At 73.7% G+C, this 18,399-nt stretch carries 12 protein-coding genes and 1 pseudogene; 7 read left to right on the top strand and 6 right to left on the bottom strand.

Features of this window, described 5'->3' with window-relative positions; genetic code table 11:
- The 4 genes and pseudogenes from ACFP3V_RS05665 to ACFP3V_RS05650 form a co-directional block, all read left to right on the top strand.
- Positions 1 to 1,224: pseudogene (locus ACFP3V_RS05665) on the top strand (hypothetical protein); the annotation flags it as partial.
- A 962-nt stretch (positions 1,225 to 2,186) separates the two neighbouring features.
- On the top strand, positions 2,187 to 2,870 hold the full coding sequence (locus ACFP3V_RS05660) for an HAD family hydrolase (RefSeq protein ID WP_380580386.1): 684 nt from the start codon (positions 2,187 to 2,189) through the stop codon (positions 2,868 to 2,870).
- A gap of 152 nt (positions 2,871 to 3,022) precedes the next feature.
- Positions 3,023 to 3,436, top strand: coding sequence for a VOC family protein (locus ACFP3V_RS05655; RefSeq protein ID WP_380580384.1), 414 nt, complete (start codon positions 3,023 to 3,025; stop codon positions 3,434 to 3,436).
- Positions 3,437 to 3,617: 181 nt separating this feature from the next.
- Entirely contained in the window at positions 3,618 to 5,999 is a 2,382-nt protein-coding gene (locus tag ACFP3V_RS05650; protein ID WP_380580382.1) for an ATP-binding cassette domain-containing protein, read from the top strand.
- A 44-nt stretch (positions 6,000 to 6,043) separates the two neighbouring features.
- Here ACFP3V_RS05650 and ACFP3V_RS05645 read toward each other — a convergent pair whose 3' ends face one another.
- Positions 6,044 to 7,420 carry an NRAMP family divalent metal transporter gene (locus ACFP3V_RS05645; RefSeq protein WP_380580380.1) on the bottom strand — a complete coding sequence of 459 codons (1,377 nt, stop codon included), beginning with the start codon at positions 7,418 to 7,420 and terminating at the stop codon, positions 6,044 to 6,046.
- Entirely contained in the window at positions 7,417 to 8,763 is a 1,347-nt protein-coding gene (locus tag ACFP3V_RS05640) for a magnesium transporter MgtE N-terminal domain-containing protein (RefSeq protein WP_380580378.1), read from the bottom strand. Before ACFP3V_RS05640 ends, ACFP3V_RS05645 begins: the two co-directional genes overlap by 4 nt.
- A 486-nt stretch (positions 8,764 to 9,249) precedes the next feature.
- On the opposite strand from ACFP3V_RS05640, the gene ACFP3V_RS05635 reads away from it, so the two are divergent.
- Positions 9,250 to 11,076 carry an ABC transporter ATP-binding protein gene (locus tag ACFP3V_RS05635; RefSeq protein WP_380580376.1) on the top strand — a complete coding sequence of 609 codons (1,827 nt, stop codon included), beginning with the start codon at positions 9,250 to 9,252 and terminating at the stop codon, positions 11,074 to 11,076.
- Between the two features lie 72 nt (positions 11,077 to 11,148).
- On the opposite strand, the gene ACFP3V_RS05630 is transcribed toward ACFP3V_RS05635, so the two are convergent.
- The 3 genes from ACFP3V_RS05630 to ACFP3V_RS05620 form a co-directional block, all read right to left on the bottom strand.
- Positions 11,149 to 12,594 carry a glyceraldehyde-3-phosphate dehydrogenase gene (locus ACFP3V_RS05630; RefSeq protein ID WP_380580374.1) on the bottom strand — a complete coding sequence of 482 codons (1,446 nt, stop codon included), beginning with the start codon at positions 12,592 to 12,594 and terminating at the stop codon, positions 11,149 to 11,151.
- Positions 12,595 to 12,892: 298 nt separating this feature from the next.
- Entirely contained in the window at positions 12,893 to 14,098 is a 1,206-nt protein-coding gene (locus tag ACFP3V_RS05625; protein ID WP_380580372.1) for an MFS transporter, read from the bottom strand.
- A gap of 96 nt (positions 14,099 to 14,194) precedes the next feature.
- Positions 14,195 to 14,626 carry an SRPBCC family protein gene (locus ACFP3V_RS05620; RefSeq protein ID WP_380580370.1) on the bottom strand — a complete coding sequence of 144 codons (432 nt, stop codon included), beginning with the start codon at positions 14,624 to 14,626 and terminating at the stop codon, positions 14,195 to 14,197.
- Positions 14,627 to 14,682: 56 nt separating this feature from the next.
- Here ACFP3V_RS05620 and ACFP3V_RS05615 point away from each other — a divergent pair, with 56 nt between their 5' ends.
- Positions 14,683 to 15,045 (top strand): nuclear transport factor 2 family protein, encoded by a 363-nt coding sequence (locus ACFP3V_RS05615; RefSeq protein WP_380580368.1) that lies wholly within the window; start codon positions 14,683 to 14,685, stop codon positions 15,043 to 15,045.
- On the opposite strand, the gene ACFP3V_RS05610 is transcribed toward ACFP3V_RS05615, so the two are convergent.
- Entirely contained in the window at positions 15,015 to 16,007 is a 993-nt protein-coding gene (locus tag ACFP3V_RS05610) for a helix-turn-helix domain-containing protein (RefSeq protein ID WP_380580366.1), read from the bottom strand. The genes ACFP3V_RS05615 and ACFP3V_RS05610 overlap by 31 nt on opposite strands.
- A 109-nt stretch (positions 16,008 to 16,116) precedes the next feature.
- On the opposite strand from ACFP3V_RS05610, the gene ACFP3V_RS05605 reads away from it, so the two are divergent.
- Positions 16,117 to 17,172 (top strand): saccharopine dehydrogenase NADP-binding domain-containing protein, encoded by a 1,056-nt coding sequence (locus tag ACFP3V_RS05605; protein WP_380580364.1) that lies wholly within the window; start codon positions 16,117 to 16,119, stop codon positions 17,170 to 17,172.
- The last annotated feature ends 1,227 nt before the right edge of the window (positions 17,173 to 18,399 follow it).

Here is an 18,399-nt window from a genome sequence, read left to right as displayed (position 1 = left end):
GCGGCGACGGCGCGGGCCGGCTGGGCCGCCCGCGCGGAGAACGGCGGCACCCGGCCGGAACTGCCGTCGGACGCGGACTTCCTGGAGCCCGCAGGCCGGGCGGCCGAGGCGGCCCTGAGCGAGCTGGAAGGGCTCGCGGGCCTGATCCGGCCCGACTCCCCGCTGGAGGCGCTGTCCCTGCCCGAACTGACCGCCCTGCTGGACCGCCTGGCGGCCGACGAGTCCACCCTGTTCCGCCTGCCCGCCCTGCACGAGCTGCGGGAGACGCTGTCGGCCCGGGGCCTGGACGAGCTCCTGGTCCAACTGGCCGAGCAGCGCGCCGACCTGACGGCCGTGCAGGCGCTCTTCCCCGCGACGGAGGAGGCGCCCGCCTCCGTGCCGCCGTCCCCCCGGACCGCCCCCGAGGCGGAGACCGAGGCGGAGACGGAGGCAGACGCCCAGCCCGGCGTCGAAGCGGCGGCCGAGGACGGAGTCGAGACCGAGGCCCACACCGACGCCGAGGCCGAAGCCCAGGCCCAGTCCGACGCCACGGCCGCCGAGCAGGAGCCCGCCCCGGAACTCACCGGTGCCGAGGCCGAGGCGGAGATCGCGGAAGCGGCGGCCGAGCCCGACACCACGCAGGTGGCGGACGACCCCGCAGCGGAGACGGCCCCGGCGGTCGAAACCGCCACCGACGCCACGCCGCTGCCGGTCCCGGCGCCCCGCTCCGAGGACGCGTCCCCGGCCGAGCCGCCCGCCCTGCCGGAGGCGCAGACCCCCGAGGAGGCCGAGGTGGAGGCCGCGACCGCAGCCACCACGCCCGAGGCGCAGGACGCGCCCGTGGAGGCGGCCGAGGAGGCGGCCGAGGCCCAACTCGCCGCCGCCGAGGCCGGCCCAGCGATCGAGGAGCCGGCAGAGGCCCCTGCCTCGGAAGCCGCCTCGCCCGAACCGTCCGTCCCTGGGGCGGAGGCGGCGCCGTCGCCGGAAGGCCGGCCTGAAGCCGCCGCGAAGGCGCGTCCGGCTGCGCGGCGCCCGCGGAAGCCCTCGATCACGCCGGGACGTCCGGTGACGGCCTACTCCGCCGAGGAACTCGAAGCGGTCGTCCGGTGGCTCGACAGCGACCCGGCGACCTCGCGCACCGACGACGAACTGCTCCGGGCCGCCATGAAGGAGCTGGGCTTCTCCCGCCTCGGCCCCCGCATCAAGGAAGCCCTGGGCGCCGCCGTCGCGTCGGTCCGCGGCTGACGATCCATCAAACCCCGGCCGCCGCAGGTCACACNCGGCGGCCGTCGCCTTCCCGGGCACGTATCGCCGAGCGCCCGTTCCGGCTGCGCCGCGAGAGATGCCCTGCGCCGCCGGCGCCGGGGCGGATACTCGGCGGGCGGCGGCAGCCGGAGGGTGCTCAGGGCGGACCGAACGCAGCGTGAACGGCAAGCCGGACGGGACCAGGCCCGGGCGGACCGATCACAGCCGACTCGCACCCGGGGCGACCGGGACAGGGGCGCCGTGGGCGTGGCGGGTACCGTCCACCCTCGGCGCGAAGGGCCTTGACCCGGCACCGCCTGGTGCCACTCCCCGCAGCGCGGGACGGCTGCCCCCCGGGCGCAGCCCGCTGCCCCCACCCCAGCAGCCCATCCCCACGTCCCGCCAGGCGAACGCCCGCGTGAGCGTGGCAGGTCCCGTCCACCCTCGGCACGAAAGGCCTTGACCCGGCACCGCCTGCTGCCACTCCGCGCAGCACGGGACCGCTGCCCCCAGGCGCAGCCCACTGCCCCCACCCCAGCAGCCCATCCCCACGTCCCGCCAGGCGAACGCCCGCGTGAGCGTGGCAGGTCCCGTCCACCCTCGGCACGAAAGGCCTTGACCCGGCACCGCCTGCTGCCACTCCGCGCAGCACGGGACCGCTGCCCCCAGGCGCAGCCCACTGCCCCCACCCCAGCAGCCCATCCCCACGTCCCGCCAGGCGAACGCCCGCGTGAGCGTGGCAGGTCCCGTCCACCCTCGGCGCGAAGGGCCTTGACCCGGCACCGCCTGGTGCCACTCCCCGCAGCGCGGGACGGCTGCCCCCCGGGCGCAGCCCGCTGCCCCCACCCCAGCAGCCCATCCCCACGTCCCGCCAGGCTGGCCGCTCCCGCGTGTCGGCGCGCCGCCGGCGGGCAGGCGCACCGGGGACGACGGTGACGCACCGGGGAAGGAAGGGGTCCGCGATGGGCGACCGCGCAGCCGCACTCTTCGATGTCGACGGGACTCTCGTCGACAGCACCTATCTGCACACGGTCACCTGGTGGGAGGCCCTGCGCCAGTACGGGCACGAGGTGCCCGCCCATCGCGTGCACCGGGCCGTGGGGCTGGGGACAGGGCCGCTGCTCGACCACCTCCTCGGGGAGGGCCGCGACCGCTCCGACGACGATGCCATGGACGCCGCGCACCAGGCCCTCTACACCGCGCTGTGGCCCGCGCTGCGTCCGCTGCCGGGGGCGCGCGAGCTGGTCCGCGCCTGCGCGGACCGCGGCTGGACGGTGGTGCTCGCGACCTCCGCGTCCGCCCGCGAGGTGGCCCGCCTGCGCGAGGTGCTGGACGTGGACGACGCCATCGCGCACCACCTGGACGCCGACTCCGTGGAGGCGGCCAAACCCGCACCCGACCTGGTCCACCGCAGCCTGGAGGCGGCCGGCGCGCCGCCGGAGCGCGCGGTGCTCGTCGGTGACACCGCCTGGGACGTGGACGCGGCCGCCAAGGCGGGCGTGCCGTGCGTCGCGGTGACCACGGGCGGCTGGGCCCGCACCGAACTGCACGAGGCCGGAGCGGCCGCGGTCTACCGGAACGCCGCCGATCTGCTCGAGAGCCTGGACGCGAGTCTGCTCTCCGACCCCTTCCCGCAGCCTGCCTGACGTCCCGTCACCCGTCACCAAGCCGCCGCCCCGCCGTCGGCGCGCCCCCGGTGAAGGGCCGAGGGCCCCGCCCCCCATCGGGCACGCGTCGGGCACGCATCGGTCAGGATCGGAGAAGCGTCCGCGGGAGCGCCGCGCCTAGCGTGGCGGGCATGGACGACATCACCATTCACTGGACCTTCCTCCCCCACACCGACCCCGACGCCTCCCTGGCGTTCTACCGCGACGTCCTCGGCTTCGAGGTGCGCGGCGACGTCGGCGGCGGCCCGATGCGCTGGATCACCGTCGGCCCGGTCGGGCAGCCCGGCACCTCGATCGTGCTGGAGCCCCCGGCCGCGGACCCGACGCTCTCCGAGGACGAGCGCCGGACCATCGCCGAGCTGATGGCCAAGGGCAACTACGCCCGGATCGTGCTGGCCGCACCGGACATCGACGCCGTCTTCGAGAAGGTGCGGACGGCCGGCGCCGAGGTCGTGCAGGAGCCCACCCAGCAGGCGTACGGCATCCGTGACTGTGCCTTCCGCGACCCCGCTGGCAACCTGGTCCGCTTCAACGAAGTGCGCTGAACCGACACGCACCGAACGGACAACGCACCGGACCGGCGTGCGCCGAACCGACAACGCACCGGACCGGCGTGCACCGAACGGCGTGCGCCGGACGGCGCGCGGCAGCGATGATGCGACGGGGACCGTGGCGCCGGTCCCCGTCGTCCCTGGACGACCAGGCAGCGGAAGAGGAGACCCAAGCATGGCCACGAGGAAGGGCGCGCAACAGCCGGCGCAGTCCCCTGCGGACAGCCACGACCTGATCCGGGTGCACGGCGCACGCGTGAACAACCTCAAGGACGTCAGCGTCGAGCTGCCCAAGCGCAGGCTGACGGTCTTCACCGGAGTCTCCGGCTCGGGCAAGAGCTCGCTGGTGTTCGGCACGGTCGCGGCCGAGTCGCAGCGGCTGATCAACGAGACCTACAGCGCCTTCGTGCAGGGATTCATGCCCACGCTGTCCCGGCCCGAGGTGGACGTGCTGGAGGGTCTGACCACGGCCATCCTCGTCGACCAGCAGCGGATGGGCGGCGACGCCCGCTCCACCGTCGGCACGGCGACCGACGCCAACGCGATGCTGCGGATCCTGTTCAGCCGGCTCGGCAAGCCGTACATCGGCTCGCCGCAGGCCTTCTCCTTCAACGTCCCCTCGGTCCGCGCCAGCGGCGCGATCACCGTGGAGCGCGGCGACAGGAAGGCGGAGAAGGTCAGCTTCACCCGGACCGGGGGCATGTGCCCGCGCTGCGAGGGCCTGGGCACCGCGAACGACGTGGACCTGACCCAGCTGTACGACGACGGCAAGTCCCTGCACGAGGGCGCGCTGACCATCCCGGGCTACAAGCCGGGCGGCTGGAACTACCGCCTCTACACCGAGTCCGGCCTGGTGGATCCGGACAAGCCGATCCGGAAGTACACCAAGAAGGAGCTGCACGACTTCCTGTACCACGAGCCGACCCGCATGAAGATCGCGGGCATCAACATGACCTATGAGGGCCTGGTCCTGCGCCTGCAGAAGTCGATGCTCACCAAGGACCGCGAGTCGCTGCAGCCGCACATCCGCGAGTTCGTGGACCGGGTGGCCACCTTCACCGACTGCCCCGAGTGCGGCGGCACCCGGCTGAGCGCCGCCGCGCGCTCGTCGAAGATCGGCGGTGTGAGCATCGCGGACGCCTGCGCCATGCAGATCAGCGACCTCGCCGACTGGGTGCGCGGCCTGGACGAGCCGAGCGTGGGACCGCTGCTGACGAGCCTTCAGCAGACGCTGGAGTCCTTCGTCGAGATCGGCCTCGGCTACCTCTCGCTGGACCGCCCCTCCGGCACGCTCTCGGGCGGCGAGGCCCAGCGCGTGAAGATGATCCGCCACCTCGGCTCCTCGCTCACCGACGTGACCTACGTCTTCGACGAGCCCACCACCGGCCTGCACCCGCACGACATCCAGCGGATGAACGAACTGCTGCTGCGGCTGCGGGACAAGGGCAATACCGTGCTGGTGGTCGAGCACAAGCCGGAGACCATCGCCATCGCGGACCACGTCGTCGACCTCGGCCCCGGCGCGGGCAGCGCGGGCGGCACCGTCTGCTTCGAGGGCACCGTGGACGGCCTGCGGACCAGCGGCACGGTCACCGGCCGCCACTTCGACGACCGGGCCTCGCTCAAGGCGTCCGTGCGCAAGCCCACCGGCGCCCTGGAGATCCGCGGGGCGAACGCCCACAACCTGCGGGACGTGGACGTGGACATCCCGCTCGGCTTGCTGACCGTCGTCACCGGCGTCGCCGGTTCCGGCAAGAGCTCGCTGGTGCACGGTTCGATCCCGGCGGGCGCGGGGGTGGTCTCCATCGACCAGAGCCCGATCCGCGGCTCGCGGCGCAGCAACCCGGCCACCTACACCGGACTGCTGGAGCCGGTCCGCAAGGCCTTCGCCAAGGCCAACGGGGTCAAGCCAGCGCTGTTCAGCGCGAACTCCGAGGGCGCCTGCCCCACCTGCAACGGCCTGGGCGTCGTCTACACGGACCTGGCGATGATGGCCGGGGTCGCCACGACCTGCGAGGACTGCGAGGGCCGCCGCTTCCAGGCCGCGGTGCTGGAACTGCGGCTCGGCGGACGGGACATCAGCGAGGTGCTGGCCATGTCCGTCGCCGAGGCCGAGGACTTCTTCGCCGCCGACGAGGCACGCACCCCCGCCGCGCACGCCGTGCTCAAGCGCCTCTCCGACGTCGGTCTTGGCTACCTGACGATCGGTCAGCCGCTCACCACCCTCTCCGGCGGCGAGCGCCAGCGTCTCAAGCTGGCCACCCACATGGCGGACCGCGGCGGCGTCTACGTCCTGGACGAGCCGACGGCGGGCCTGCACCTGGCGGACGTCGAGCAGCTGCTCGGCCTGCTGGACCGGCTGGTGGACTCCGGCAAGTCGGTGATCGTGGTCGAGCACCACCAGGCGGTGATGGCCCACGCCGACTGGATCATCGACCTCGGCCCCGGCGCCGGCCACGACGGCGGCCGCATCGTCTTCGAGGGCACCCCCGCCGACCTGGTCGCGTCCCGCTCCACCCTGACGGGCCGGCACCTGGCGGAGTACGTGGGAGCCTGACGGGCCGTCACCCGCGAGTGGGCCCGGGCCCCGGCCCGGGCCGGTCAGGCCAGGCCGAACCAGCCGAGGACCGTCTGCACCAGCAGCACCGTGGACATCGCGCCCACGCCGACCACGACCACCGTCGCGGCGACGCGGTACCGGGGGCCGTTGGCCGCGTCCCCGAGCAGGGAGCGCCGGTTGGTCAGCACCAGCAGGTACACCAGCACGACCGGGCTGATCAGCCCCTGCAGCACCTGGGTGCCGATCAGCAGCTTGATCACGTCCACGGGGGTCAGCGCCACGGCCGCGCCCAGCGCGATCTGCGCGGTGAACAGGCCCAGGAACAGCGGGGCGTCACGGAAGCTGCGCGACACCGAGCGCTCCACCCCGGCCGCCTCGCCGACGGCGTAGCTCGCGGACAGCGGCACCACCGCGCCCGCCAGCGCCGAGGCGCCGATCAGGCCGAGGGCGAAGAGGAGTTCGGCCCCCTGGCCGGCCACCGGCTTCAGCGCCGAGGCCGCCTGCGCCGCGGACTGGAGCGGGCCGGTGCCGCCGATGGCGGAGGCCGTGGCGATGATGATGGTCATGCTGATGACGCAGGCGAAGACCGCGCCGAGCACCGCGTCGGCGCGGATCAGCTTGTAGTCACCCGGTCCCGCGCCCCGGTCGACGACCCCGGCGGCGGCGTAGAACTGCATGTAGGGACTGACCGTCGTGCCGATCAGGGCGACGGCGAGCAGGATGAACGCCTTGCTCGGCTGCAGGTGCGGGATCACCAGGTTGCCGCCGACGTCGCCCCAGTGCGGGTGCCCGAGGATCATCGCGACCGGGTAGGCGAAGAAGGCCAGCGACATGACCAGGAAGATGCGCTCGGCCCAGGCGTAGGAGCCGAACAGCACCAGCGCCCACAGCAGCGCCGCCGCGGGCGGGATGACGGCCCACTTGGGGATCCCGAGCAGTTCGAAGGCGGCGCCGATGCCCGCGAACTCCGAGACCACGAGCCCGGTGTTGGCCAGCAGCAGGCAGCCGAGTGCGAGGGCGGTGAGCCGCAGGCTGAACTGCTCGCGGATCAGCGCGCCCAGGCCCTTGCCGGTGTGCGCGCCGAGGCGGACGGCCATCTCCTGGACCATGACCAGGGCGACGGTCACCAGGACCATGAAGAACAGCGTCCCGTAGCGGAACTGCGAGCCCGCCGAGGCGTAGGTGGCGATCCCGGCGGCGTCGTTCCCCGCGTTCGCCGCGACCAGTCCGGGCCCCATGACCGCGAGCATCAGCCCGATCCGCCGCCAACCGCTGCGCGGCGTGGGCGACTTGGCGGCCGTGCCGCCGACGCGCTCCGGGGAGGCGGACGCGCCCGGCGCGTCGGGCGCGCCGGCGGGGGCAGGGACGGCGGGGCCCGGCGCGGGGGTGGTCAGCCCGGGGGTGAGGTCGCGGGTCACTGGAGGAACCTCCGGAAGTGCAGGCGGCCGCGCTCGGGCAGCACGGAGTCGAGGATGTCGTCGGCGAGGATCCGGCCCAGCGGGCGGTCGTCCTCGTCCACGACCAGCAGCGAGGCGGCGCGGGCGGCGACCAGCTGGTCGGCGGCCTCGGTGAGCCGGGCGTCCGCGCGGATGACGGCGGGCGGCCCGAACTGGACCAGCCAGTCGGCGAGTTCGCCGACCGTGCCGGTGTCCTCGGCGACCGCGAGGTCGAACAGGGCGATGTCCGCGGCCACCCGGCCGTCGGCGTCCAGCACGGCGACGGCAGGGATCTCGGTGCGGTGCTCGGACTGGGTGGCCAGCTCGGCGCGCACCTGACCGATGGTCAGCTCGCGGCCCGCGGTGACCAGCACCGTGGTCATCGCGCCGCCCGCCGTGCCCTCGCGGTGGGTGAGCAGCGCGCGCAGCTCCCCGGCCTGGTCGGCGGGCATCCGGGTGAGCAGCGCCTCCCGCTCGCCGGAGGTGAGGTCGCGCAGGGCGTCGACCGCCTCGTCCGGCTCCATCTCGTCCACCAGCCGGGCCGCGTGCTCGGGCGGGGCCTCGCGCAGCAGGTTCTCCAGCTCCGCGGGCTCCATCTCCTCCAGCGCGTCGGCTGCGTGCTCGGGCTCCAACCAGCCCAGCAGCTGCTGGCGTTCGGTCCGGCCCAGGTCCTCCAGCAGGTCGGCGAGGTCGGCCGGGCGCAGCCGGTGCAGCGACGCCCGGGAGGCCCGCAGCCGCACCTCCGCCGGACCGTCGGTGGCCTGCTCGGGGAACGGCGCGACCGAGTGCCAGTCCAGCACCCGCTCGGGCGTCGGCCGCACCTGCCAGCGGCGCGGACCGAGCCGGCGCAGCAGCGTCGGCAGCGAGACGTCCACGCCGACCAGCAGCACCCTGCCGCCCACCGGCGCGAGGTACAGGTCGGCGGCGCGGGTCACCTGCACCCCGTCCACGTCCACCAGCTGGTGGTCCAGCACGTCGCGGGCGAGCAGCACCTCGCCGGGCCGCCGTTCGAACTCGCGCAGGTCCACCCGCGCCGTGCGGAGCCGCACCTGACCCGCCGTCACCTGCTCGACCTTGTCGGCGGCGAGGAAGGCCCGGCGCCGGCCGATGCGCAGGATGACGCCGGTCACCGGCGGGTAGGGCTCGCCCCCGTAGAGGCGGGCGACCACGTCGACGAGCCGGCCGACCTCCTCGCCGGCCTGGTTGACGACGGGCGAGCCGGTCAGCCCGGCGACGGAGACCAGCGAGGCCCGCACCTGCTTGGAGGCGGTGGCCCGGCGCTCCAGATGCACCCGGCGGTCGCGCAGGCGCGTGGCGGTGGACATGAGCACAGTGTTGGCGGACAAGGTGAACACCCCCTGGCCCCGGCGTGACCGGGGAGCGGGCGGCGGCGGCCGGGCACGCCCCGACCGGCGCCGCGCGGGCGCGGTCCAGGGCGCGGGCGGGCGGTGTCGTCAGGCAGGCGCTACGGCCGCCGTCGCGGAAGGACGGCGAGGACGTGTGCGAGGGCAGGGGCACTATGGCCCGGACTACTGTCCATCTCGCCTCCTCCCGTCGTCGCTGCCGCGCTGCCGCGCAGCGAAGGCCGCGACCACCATAGACCCCTCCGGTCGGTGCGCCCCAATCGCGCCGCCTCCCGCAGGTGAGAACTACACCAGAGACCCGCCTGACGCCCCGTCAGAACGGCTGCCCCGCTGAATCGTTACTGCACCGAGGATCCCCGCACGGTAAGGAAAATCCTTGGACGGCGCACCCGCCCGACCGCCACACTGGCGGCTCCCCACCTGCCCGCACGACACCACAGGATTGGGATGGGTACGCCTCACACACCCGAGAACGCCCCGCGCCGGGGCTCCGTGCTGCTGGCGCTCCGCTACTACGGAAGGGAACTGCTCCGGCTCAGAAGGCTGACGGTTCCCGCGATGCTGCTGCCGGCCCTGGGCAACATCGGCATCGCCTACCTCGCCCCGCTCGTCGTCGCCAAACTCGTCGCCCGCATCGCCCGGGACGGCGGGGCGGCCGTCGGCGACCTGCTGCCCTACGTGCTGGCCTTCGCCGGCGTGCTGCTGTTCGCCGAGGCGCTGTGGCGGCTCGGCTTCCACTGCCTCAACCGGGTGGACGCGCTGGGCATCGAACGGCTCTACATCATCGGCATGGACGAGCTGTTCGCCAAGGACGCCTCCTTCTTCCACGACAACTTCGCCGGCTCGCTCACCAAGCGCGTCCTCTCCTTCGCCTCCCGCTACGAGGAGTTCGTCGACACGCTGACCTTCTCCGTGGTCGCCAACTTCGTCCCGCTCGTCTTCGGCGCGGTGGTGCTGTGGAACTACGACCCGCTGCTGGTGGCCGTGCTGCTGTCGCTGATCGCGGTCACCGGCCTCTGCGTGGCACCGCTGATCCGCCGCCGCCAGCAGTTGGTCAACGACCGCGAGGAGGCGTTCGCCCGGGTGTCCGGCCATGTGGCTGACAGCCTGATGAACATGGACACGGTCCGCGCCTTCGCCGCCGAGGACCGCGAGGCGGCGGAGCACCGGTCCCGGGTCGCCGAGTCGCGGCGGCTGTCCCTGCGCTCCTGGGACTACGGCAACCTGCGCATCGACACGCTGGTCGCGCCGATGTCGGTGCTGACCAACGGGCTGGGGCTGCTGCTCGCCGTGTCCCTGGGGGGCGGCCGGCACGGGGTGGAGGAGGTCGTGGTCGCCTTCACCTACTTCTCCAACGCGACCCGGATCATGTTCGAGTTCAACCAGATCTACCGGCGCCTGGAGTCCTCGATGACGGAGGCCGCGCAGTTCACCGAGCTGCTGCTGGACCCGCCCACCGTCCTGGACCCGCCCGTGCCCGAGCCGCTGCGGCCCGCCTCCGGACGCTCGGCGGGGATCCGCTTCGACCGGGTGGTCTTCTCCCACGGCGGCCCCGAGCCGCTGTTCCAGGGACTGGACCTGGACGTGCCGAGCGGGTCGAAGATCGGCCTGGTGGGCCGCTCCGGCGGCGGCAAGTCCACGCTCACCCGGCTGCTGCTGCGGATGAAGGACATCGAGGGCGGCCGGATCCTGATCGGCGGTCAGGACATCAGCCGGATGCGGCAGTCCGACCTGCGCAGCCTGATCGCCTACGTCCCGCAGGACCCGGCGATGTTCCACCGCACCCTGCGGGACAACATCGCCTTCGCCCGGCCCGGCGCGACCGAGGCGGAGATCCGGCAGGCGGCCGAGGCCGCGCACGTCACCGAGTTCGCCGACGCCCTCCCCGAGGGCTTCGACACGATGGTGGGCGAGCGGGGCGTCAAGCTCTCGGGCGGCCAGCGCCAGCGCGTCGCGCTGGCCCGGGCCATCCTGCGGGACGCGCCGGTCCTGCTGCTCGACGAGGCGACCAGCGCACTCGACTCGGAGAGCGAGGTCCTGGTGCAGGAGGCGCTGTGGCGGCTGATGGAGGGCCGCACCGCGCTGGTGGTCGCGCACCGGCTGAGCACGGTGGCCGGGATGGACCGGCTGGTGGTCCTGGACCGCGGCCGGATCCTCGAACAGGGCACCCACCAGGAGCTGTTGGACGCCGACGGCGCCTACGCCAAGCTCTGGCAGCACCAGTCCGGCGGCTTCCTGGAGGACGTGCCGACAGCCCGGCTGGACGCCGTCTGAGCGGACGGCCGTGGCCCGGCCCGCTGAGTGCGGGGCCGGGCCACGGCCGTGCGTCGGGCCGGTGACGCCTCGTCAGGCGACCGGCGCCGGGAAGGTCGGGTACTCGACGCCCGAGATGTACTGGACGACCCGGACCACCTGGCAGGAGTAGCCGAACTCGTTGTCGTACCAGAGGTAGAGGATGGCGTTGTCGCCCTCGACCTTCGTGGCGCCCGCGTCGACGATCGAGGCGTGCCGGGAGCCGATGAAGTCGCTGGAGACCGCGTCGGGCGCGGTGATGAAGTCGATCTGACGCTTCAGCGACGAGGTCAGCGAGACCTCGCGCAGGTAGTCCAGCACCTCCTCGCGGGTGGTCTCGCGCGCGAGCTGCAGGTTGAGGATCGCGATGGAGACGTCCGGGACGGGGACGCGGATCGAGCTTCCGGTGATCTTCGCCTTGAGGTCCGGCAGCGCCTTGGCCACGGCGGAGGCGGCGCCGGTCTCGGTGATCACCATGTTGAGCGGGGCGGACCGGCCGCGGCGCTCGGCCTTGTGGAAGTTGTCCAGCAGGTTCTGGTCGTTGGTGAACGAGTGGACCGTCTCCACGTGGCCGCGCAGCACGCCGTACTCGTCGGCCATCGCCTTGAGCGGCGGGACGATGGCGTTGGTGGTGCAGGAGGCGCAGGAGAGGATCTGCTCGTCCGGCTTGATCGTGTCGTGGTTGACGCCGTGCACGATGTTGGGCACGTCGCCCTTGCCGGGCGCGGTCAGCACGACCTTGCCGATGCCGGGCCGCAGGTGCTTGGACAGGCCCTCGCGGTCGCGCCACTTGCCGGTGTTGTCGATCAGGATGGCGTCGCTGATGCCGTACTCGGTGTAGTCCACCGCGCTCGGGTCGTCCGCGTAGATGACCTTGATCGCGTTGCCGTTGGCGACGATGGTGCTGTTCGCCTCGTCGACGGTGATGGTGCCGCGGAACTGGCCGTGGATCGAGTCGCGCCGCAGCAGCGAGGCGCGCTTGACCAGGTCCTGCCCGCCGCCGCCGCGCACGACGATGGCGCGCAGCCGCAGGCCGTTGCCCGAGCCGGCCTTCTCGATCAGCAGCCGGGCGACGAGCCGGCCGATCCGGCCGAAGCCGTAGAGGACGACGTCACGCGCGCCGGCGCGCTCCAGCTTGTCCGGACCGGTGGCGCCGGCGACGGCCTCGGCGGTGAACTCCGCGACGGACAGGCCCCGGCTGTCGGCGCGGTAGTTCTCGGCCAGCAGCGCGATGTCGATCTGCGAGGGGCCGAGGTCCAGCTCGGTGAGGGCCTGGAGGAAGGGGAGGGTCTCCGTGACGGAGAGCTCCTCGCCGGCGATCTGCCTGGCGAACCGGTGAATCTTCAGGATGCTGACCACCGACTTGTTCACCAGGGAGCGGCTGTGGACCAGGACGGTGACGTCCCGCTCCCGGTGCAGCCTCCCGATGATCGGGATCATCGACTCCGCGATCTCCTCGCGGTTCTTCCAGTTCGTGAACAAGTCTTCGTTGACAGTCACAAGATCATCTTTCGAGCTAGAGGGTGCTCCCATGCTAGTCAGCGGCTGATGTGCTCATCGCACCGGCTTCCGCCCGCAGCAGGCCGGTCTCCCGCCCCCTGCGCTGTGCGTTCCTCCTGACGGCACCTCTACTAGCCCTACTGGCACGGGAGTTGGCCACCGGCTGCCGCGTCGCCGCAGCCCGCCGGTGGCCGACCCCGCCTCTGGCCGCCCCCGAACCGGCGGTGTGGAACGCGTCACGCCACCGCCCGGTGGGGCGGAGCGGGCCGCCTTGGCGCAGCGGGCCGCCGCGCGCGGATCAGGCTGCCGCCTCCGCGACCCGGCCCGCGCCGGGACGGTAGACGATCGCGGCGAGCGCCAGCACCGCTCCGATGGCGCCGGTCACGGCGAAGCCCCACGCCGGTCCGGTCCGGTCGATGACCGCACCGGCCAGCGGCGCCCCCAGCGCGCCGCCCAGGGTGAGTGCCGAGCCCTGCATGCCCATCGCCTGGCCGCGCATCGAGGCCGGAACGGCCTGGCTGATCGCCTCGGCGGTCGAGGCGATCGTCGGCGCGCAGAAGAACCCGGCCGGGAGCAACGCCAGGCAGGCCCACTGCCAGCCGAAGCCGCCGATCACCCCGATCGGCACCGTCGCCGCGCCCAGCACCAGCATCAGCAGCTGCAGGCGCCTCGGCCGCTCCGTCGAGCCGTGCCAGAAGCCGCCGGTCAGTGAGGCGACGCACCAGAAGATGATGGTCACGCCGGCCCACTCGGTCTGGCCCAGCGAGCGCAGCGTCGCCACGAGCGACACCTCGGTCCCGGACAGCACCAGGTTCGCCGCGACGCACAGCGCCAGCGTCAGGAGCAGGGCCGGGTCCAGCCAGATGCCCCGCGCGGGCGCGGCCGCCGCCCCGGTGTCGCCGCCCGGGTGCTGACGCCTGCTCAGCATCCGCCACAGCGGCCAGAGTCCGAGTACGGAGGCGAGCGTGAGCACCGACAGGGTCCACAGCGCGGGCACGGCCGTCTGCTCGCCGGTCACCGCCAGCACGGCGACGGCCGGACCGACCATGAAAGCGGTCTCGACGATCATCGAGTCCAGCGCGAAGGCCTGGCGCCGCTGCGCCTCGGGCACGTGCGCGGCCACGGCCTGCCGGATCACCTGGAACACCGGCACCGCGAAGAAACCGCCCACCAGCGTCGCCGCGACCAGCGCGGGATAGGGCAGCAGCGGCACCGCCAGCCAGTACAGGCACTCGACCGCGCCGGTCAGCACCAGCACCGGCCGCAGTCCCCGACGGTCCGTCATCCTGCCGATCAGCGGGGAGCCGAGGGCGGCGCCCAGGGTCATCGCCATGGTCACCAGACCTGCGGCGCCGTAGCCGCGGTGCTGGTCGAGCACGACGTGCAGGGTGAGCAGCATGCCCTTGGCGGTGCCGGGGATGCGCGCGAGCAGCGCGACGACCAGCAGCCCCCGGGTACCGGGGAGGGCCAGGACGGCGCGGTAAGGACTGAACAGACGGTGCATGGGTTTCCTCCGGCGGGATCATCGCAGATCCCCCCGGTCCCCGGCACCGGGTTATCCGGGCCGCAACGGCGGCCCGGACGCAGGCCGCCGCGCGCCTCAGGCGGCCTCCTCCAGCACCTGCTTGGCCCGGTCCAGTTCGGCGAGCGTACCGGCGACGGACCGGTCCACCATCCGCCCCATCACCAGCTTCCTGATGCCGGTCAGCCGCGGGTCGAGCTCGAAGGTCACCTCGGTGCTGTCCGGGCCGAGCGCCCGGAACCGGTACTCGCCGCGCGGCCGCACCGGACCGGCGGTCACCTCGAAGGCCACCCTGCTGTCCGGGTCCAGCGCGACGACCTCCAGGTCCCCGGGGATCTCCCGCCCGCCGGGCCCGTTGAGCCGCTGCGTGTACCGGGCGCCGAGGGCCAGCGGGCCGTCCCGGTGGATGGACTTCACCTCCCGGCGCCACTGCGGGTCGTTCTCCGCGTCCGCGAAGAACTCGAACACCTCGTGCACCGGGCGGCCGACGACGATGCTGCGCGCGCTCATGGCCCACTCTCCCGTTCCGCTCCGGCGGCCCCGCCCTCTCCCTCTATGGTTCCTCCATGACGACCACGCCGACAGCCGAAGCGGCGATCCGCGAACACGTGCGCGCCTTCAACGAGGGCGACCTGCCCGCCCTCCTGGGCGGCTTCGCCGAGGACGCCCACTGGCTCACCGGCCGCAGCTCCGCCCGGGGCCGGGCCGAGCCCGAAGAGCTCTTCGCCGGCGCGATCACCGCCCTGCGCCCGCGGCTGACCCTCCGCCACCTGGTCGCCTCCGGCGACCTCGTGGCCGTCGAGCTCACCGAGGCGCTGACCCATGACGGCCGCGAGCAGACCTACCCCATCGCCGGCTTCTTCGAGCTGCGCGGCGGGTTGATCACCTCCGCCCGCATCTACCGCGAGGGCAGCGCCGAGCTGGACTGACGGGTCCTCAGCGACCCGCGGCTGCGGAACGTGCGGCGGTAACTGTCGGGCGCGACCCCGACCGTGCGGTGGAAGTGGCGGCGCAGCGTCGTGGCCGTCCCCATCCCGGTGAGGGTCGCCACGCGGTCGACGGTGTCGTCCGTCGTCTCCAGCAACTCCTGGGCGCGGCGGATGCGTTGGACCAGCAGCCACTGCAGCGGCGTGGTGCCGGTGACGGACCGGAACTGCCGGCCGAGGTGGCGCGGGCTCATACCCGCCTGCCGGGCCAGGTCCGTCACGGTGAGCGGCTGGTCGAGCCGCTCCAGCGCCCACGGGAACAGCCCGGCCAGCGGGTGGCAGTCCGGCTCGGGCACCGGGGTGGTCACGAACTGCGCCTGCCCCCCTTCCCGGTGCGGGGCGACGACCAGCCGCCGGGCGACCGTGTTGGCCACCGCCGAGCCGTGGTCGCGCCGTACCAGGTGCAGGCACAGGTCCAGTGCGGCGGCCTTCCCGGCCGAGGTGAGGACGGTGCCCTCGTCCACGTAGAGGACGTCCTGGTCCACCGTCACCTTCGGGTGGCGCCGGGCGAGATCGCGGGTGTGCGCCCAGTGCGTCGTCGCCCGCCTGCCGTCCAGCAGTCCGGCCGCGGCCAGCACGAAGGCCCCCGTGCACAGGGAGGCCACACGCGCCCCGGCCGCGTGCGCCGCCCGGACGGCCTCGACCAGATCGGCCGGCGGAGCCACCTCGACATCGGCCCACCCGGGCACGATCACCGTGTCGGCGCACGCGAGGAAGCCGAAGTCCCGCTCCGGCTCCAGCCGGAACCGCCCCACGGGCACGGCCCGTCCGGCCTCGGCTCCGCACAGCACCAGCTCGTAGGGGTCCCCGACCGTCCCGCCCGGATCACTGCCGAACACCTCCATGGCCAGGCCCAGTTCGAACTGCAGCATGCCCTCGGTGACGACCAGCGCGACCGTGCTCATGTCCGGAATTGTACGGGGGCTGTCGTTCCGGACACTGACGGTCCGGCCATCGGCGCTGCCAGGATCGCCGCACAGGGCGACGGCGGTCGCTCCGGGACAGGGAGTTGACATGCAATCAGCACCGACGGTCGCCGTGTTCGGCGCCTACGGCCACACCGGCCGATTCGTCGTCGCCCACCTGCGCGAACGCGGGTACCGCACCGTGGTCTCCGGCCGCGACGCCGACCGGCTCGCCGCGCTCGCCGCGTCCGCCCCGGGTCTCGTCGCCCGCCCGGCCTCGGTGGACGACCCGGCCGCGCTGGACCGGGCGCTGTCCGGCGCCTCGGCGGTGGTCAACTGCGCGGGGCCCTTCGCCACGACGGCCGCCCCAGTCATCGAGGCCGCCCTGCGGGCCGGTATCCCCTACGTGGACGTGGCCGCCGAGATCGAGGCCAACGTCGACACCTTCGACCGCTTCAGCGAGCCCGCCCGCGCGGCGGGCACCCTCGTCGTCCCGGCGATGGCCTTCTACGGCGGCCTGGGCGACCTGTTGGTCAGCGCCGCCATGGGCAAGGACTGGGCCTGGGCCGACGAGGCCCACATCGCCTACGGCCTCGACAGCTGGCACCCCACCGCCGGCACGCGCGCCGCCGGAGCGGTCTCCCGTGAACGCCGCGGCGGCCGCCGAGTCCGCTACACGAAGGGGCAGTTGGAGTACCACGACGACTCACTGCCCGTGCTCGACTGGGCCTTCCCGGAACCGCTCGGCCTGCGGCCGGTGCTCGGCGAGTTCACGATGGCCGACGTGGTCACCGTGCCCAGCCACCTGGCCATCCCCGAGGTCGTCACCTACATGACCGCCGAGGCGGCACGGGACCTGTCCGCTCCGGACACCCCGGCTCCGGCCCCGGCCCCCGAGCTTCCGAGTGGGACGGCTGACGGTCCGGCGCCTTCGTCCCAGACCTTCGTCGTCGACGTCCGCGTCCGCCGCTCCGGCGAGCCCGAACGGCGGGTCCTCGCCGCCGGCCAGGACATCTACGCCGTGTCGGCGCCCCTGGCGGTCGAGGCCGTCGACCGCATCCTCAGCGGGCGCGCACGTGGGACGGGCGTCCTCTCGGCCGGCGAGACCTTCGACCCGTCCGATTTCCTGGGGGCGCTGGCCCCACACATCCGGGTCGACTTTTGAGCCAGGCGAGGCGGTGGGTCGGTGGCTGCTGGGCTGAAGCACATGTGAGGCAACCGCGAGAGGAGACTCGACGGGTGTCCCGGTCGGTGCGCGAGACGCCTGCAACGGCATTCACCGTAGGGCGAGGCGCACGCTCGTGCTGCTCGCTCGCGCTCGCGGAACTACGCAGGCCAGGAGGGGCACGGGCGGGGCCGCTGCCCTGAGTGCGGGTGGGGGGTGGGCGGCCCGCCGTTGCGCCTCCGCCGGGGTGGGCCTTCCCGGTGGGCGCGTGGCGGGTTGACGAGAGGTCAGGGGTGACTGTCGGCAACCCGCCACAGGGCCAGTGCCGGTCCGCCAGGCTGGCCGGCCGCGCGTCAAGATCCACCCCACCCGCCGCCAAAACCGCACCGGGCCCCGCAGAGCAAGGCCAGGGCCGACCGTCGCCAACCCGCCGCAACCCCAGCATCGGGTGGGCCGCCCGCCGTTACGGCTCCGCCGGGATGGGGCTTCCCGGTGGGCGCGTGGCGGGTTGACGAGAGGTCAGGGGTGACTGTCGGCAACCCGCCACAGGGCCAGTGCCGGGTGGGCCGCCCGCCGTTACGGCTCCGCCGGGATGGGGCTTCCCGGTGGGCGCGTGGCGGGTTGACGAGAGGTCAGGGGTGACTGTCGGCAACCCGCCACAGGGCCAGTGCCGGTCCGCCAGGCTGGCCGGCCGCGCGTCAAGATCCACCCCACCCGCCGCCAAAACCGCACCGGGCCCCGCAGAGCAAGGCCAGGGCCGACCGTCGCCAACCCGCCGCAACCCCAGCATCGGGTGGGCCGCCCGCCGTTACGGCTCCGCCGGGATGGGGCTTCCCGGTGGGCGCGTGGCGGGTTGACGAGAGGTCAGGGGTGACTGTCGGCAACCCGCCACAGGGCCAGTGCCTGTCCGCCAGGCCGGCCGGCCGCGCGTCAAGATCCACCCCAGCCGCCGCCAAAACCGCACCGGGCCCAACCACCCGAGCTGGCGGGTTGGAGCGAGGCCAGGCCCAACTGTCGCCAACCCGCCGCAGGGGCAACGCCCCTCAGCCCGGAGGCGCTTCTCCTTCGCCGCCCAACCGACCCCGGTCCCGGACCACCCAGCACGGAGGGCTTCCGGACGCCGACCCGCCAACCCGGCCGCCGCGGCGACGGCGGCCAGGCGCCACCCCCTCCCCCGTAGTCGCGTCCTTCCGCGAGCGGAGCGAGTCATCGGTATTCCTGCGGAGA

This window comes from Streptacidiphilus monticola, assembly GCF_042658505.1.
Taxonomy (GTDB): Bacteria; Actinomycetota; Actinomycetes; order Streptomycetales; family Streptomycetaceae; genus Streptacidiphilus; species Streptacidiphilus monticola.
Note: the sequence above shows the minus strand (reverse complement) of the source record. Positions and strands in the feature narration are given on the sequence as shown.

Excerpts from the sequence above, each read along its gene's own strand:
- ACFP3V_RS05660 (WP_380580386.1), top strand. The coding sequence starts at position 2,187 with ATGGGCGACCGCGCAGCCGCACTCTTCGATGTCGACGGGACTCTCGTC.
- ACFP3V_RS05655 (WP_380580384.1), top strand. The coding sequence starts at position 3,023 with ATGGACGACATCACCATTCACTGGACCTTCCTCCCCCACACCGACCCC.
- ACFP3V_RS05650 (WP_380580382.1), top strand. The coding sequence starts at position 3,618 with ATGGCCACGAGGAAGGGCGCGCAACAGCCGGCGCAGTCCCCTGCGGAC.
- ACFP3V_RS05640 (WP_380580378.1), bottom strand. The coding sequence starts at position 8,763 with ATGTCCACCGCCACGCGCCTGCGCGACCGCCGGGTGCATCTGGAGCGC.
- ACFP3V_RS05635 (WP_380580376.1), top strand. The coding sequence starts at position 9,250 with ATGGGTACGCCTCACACACCCGAGAACGCCCCGCGCCGGGGCTCCGTG.
- ACFP3V_RS05625 (WP_380580372.1), bottom strand. The coding sequence starts at position 14,098 with ATGCACCGTCTGTTCAGTCCTTACCGCGCCGTCCTGGCCCTCCCCGGT.
- ACFP3V_RS05620 (WP_380580370.1), bottom strand. The coding sequence starts at position 14,626 with ATGAGCGCGCGCAGCATCGTCGTCGGCCGCCCGGTGCACGAGGTGTTC.
- ACFP3V_RS05615 (WP_380580368.1), top strand. The coding sequence starts at position 14,683 with ATGACGACCACGCCGACAGCCGAAGCGGCGATCCGCGAACACGTGCGC.
- ACFP3V_RS05610 (WP_380580366.1), bottom strand. The coding sequence starts at position 16,007 with ATGAGCACGGTCGCGCTGGTCGTCACCGAGGGCATGCTGCAGTTCGAA.
- ACFP3V_RS05605 (WP_380580364.1), top strand. The coding sequence starts at position 16,117 with ATGCAATCAGCACCGACGGTCGCCGTGTTCGGCGCCTACGGCCACACC.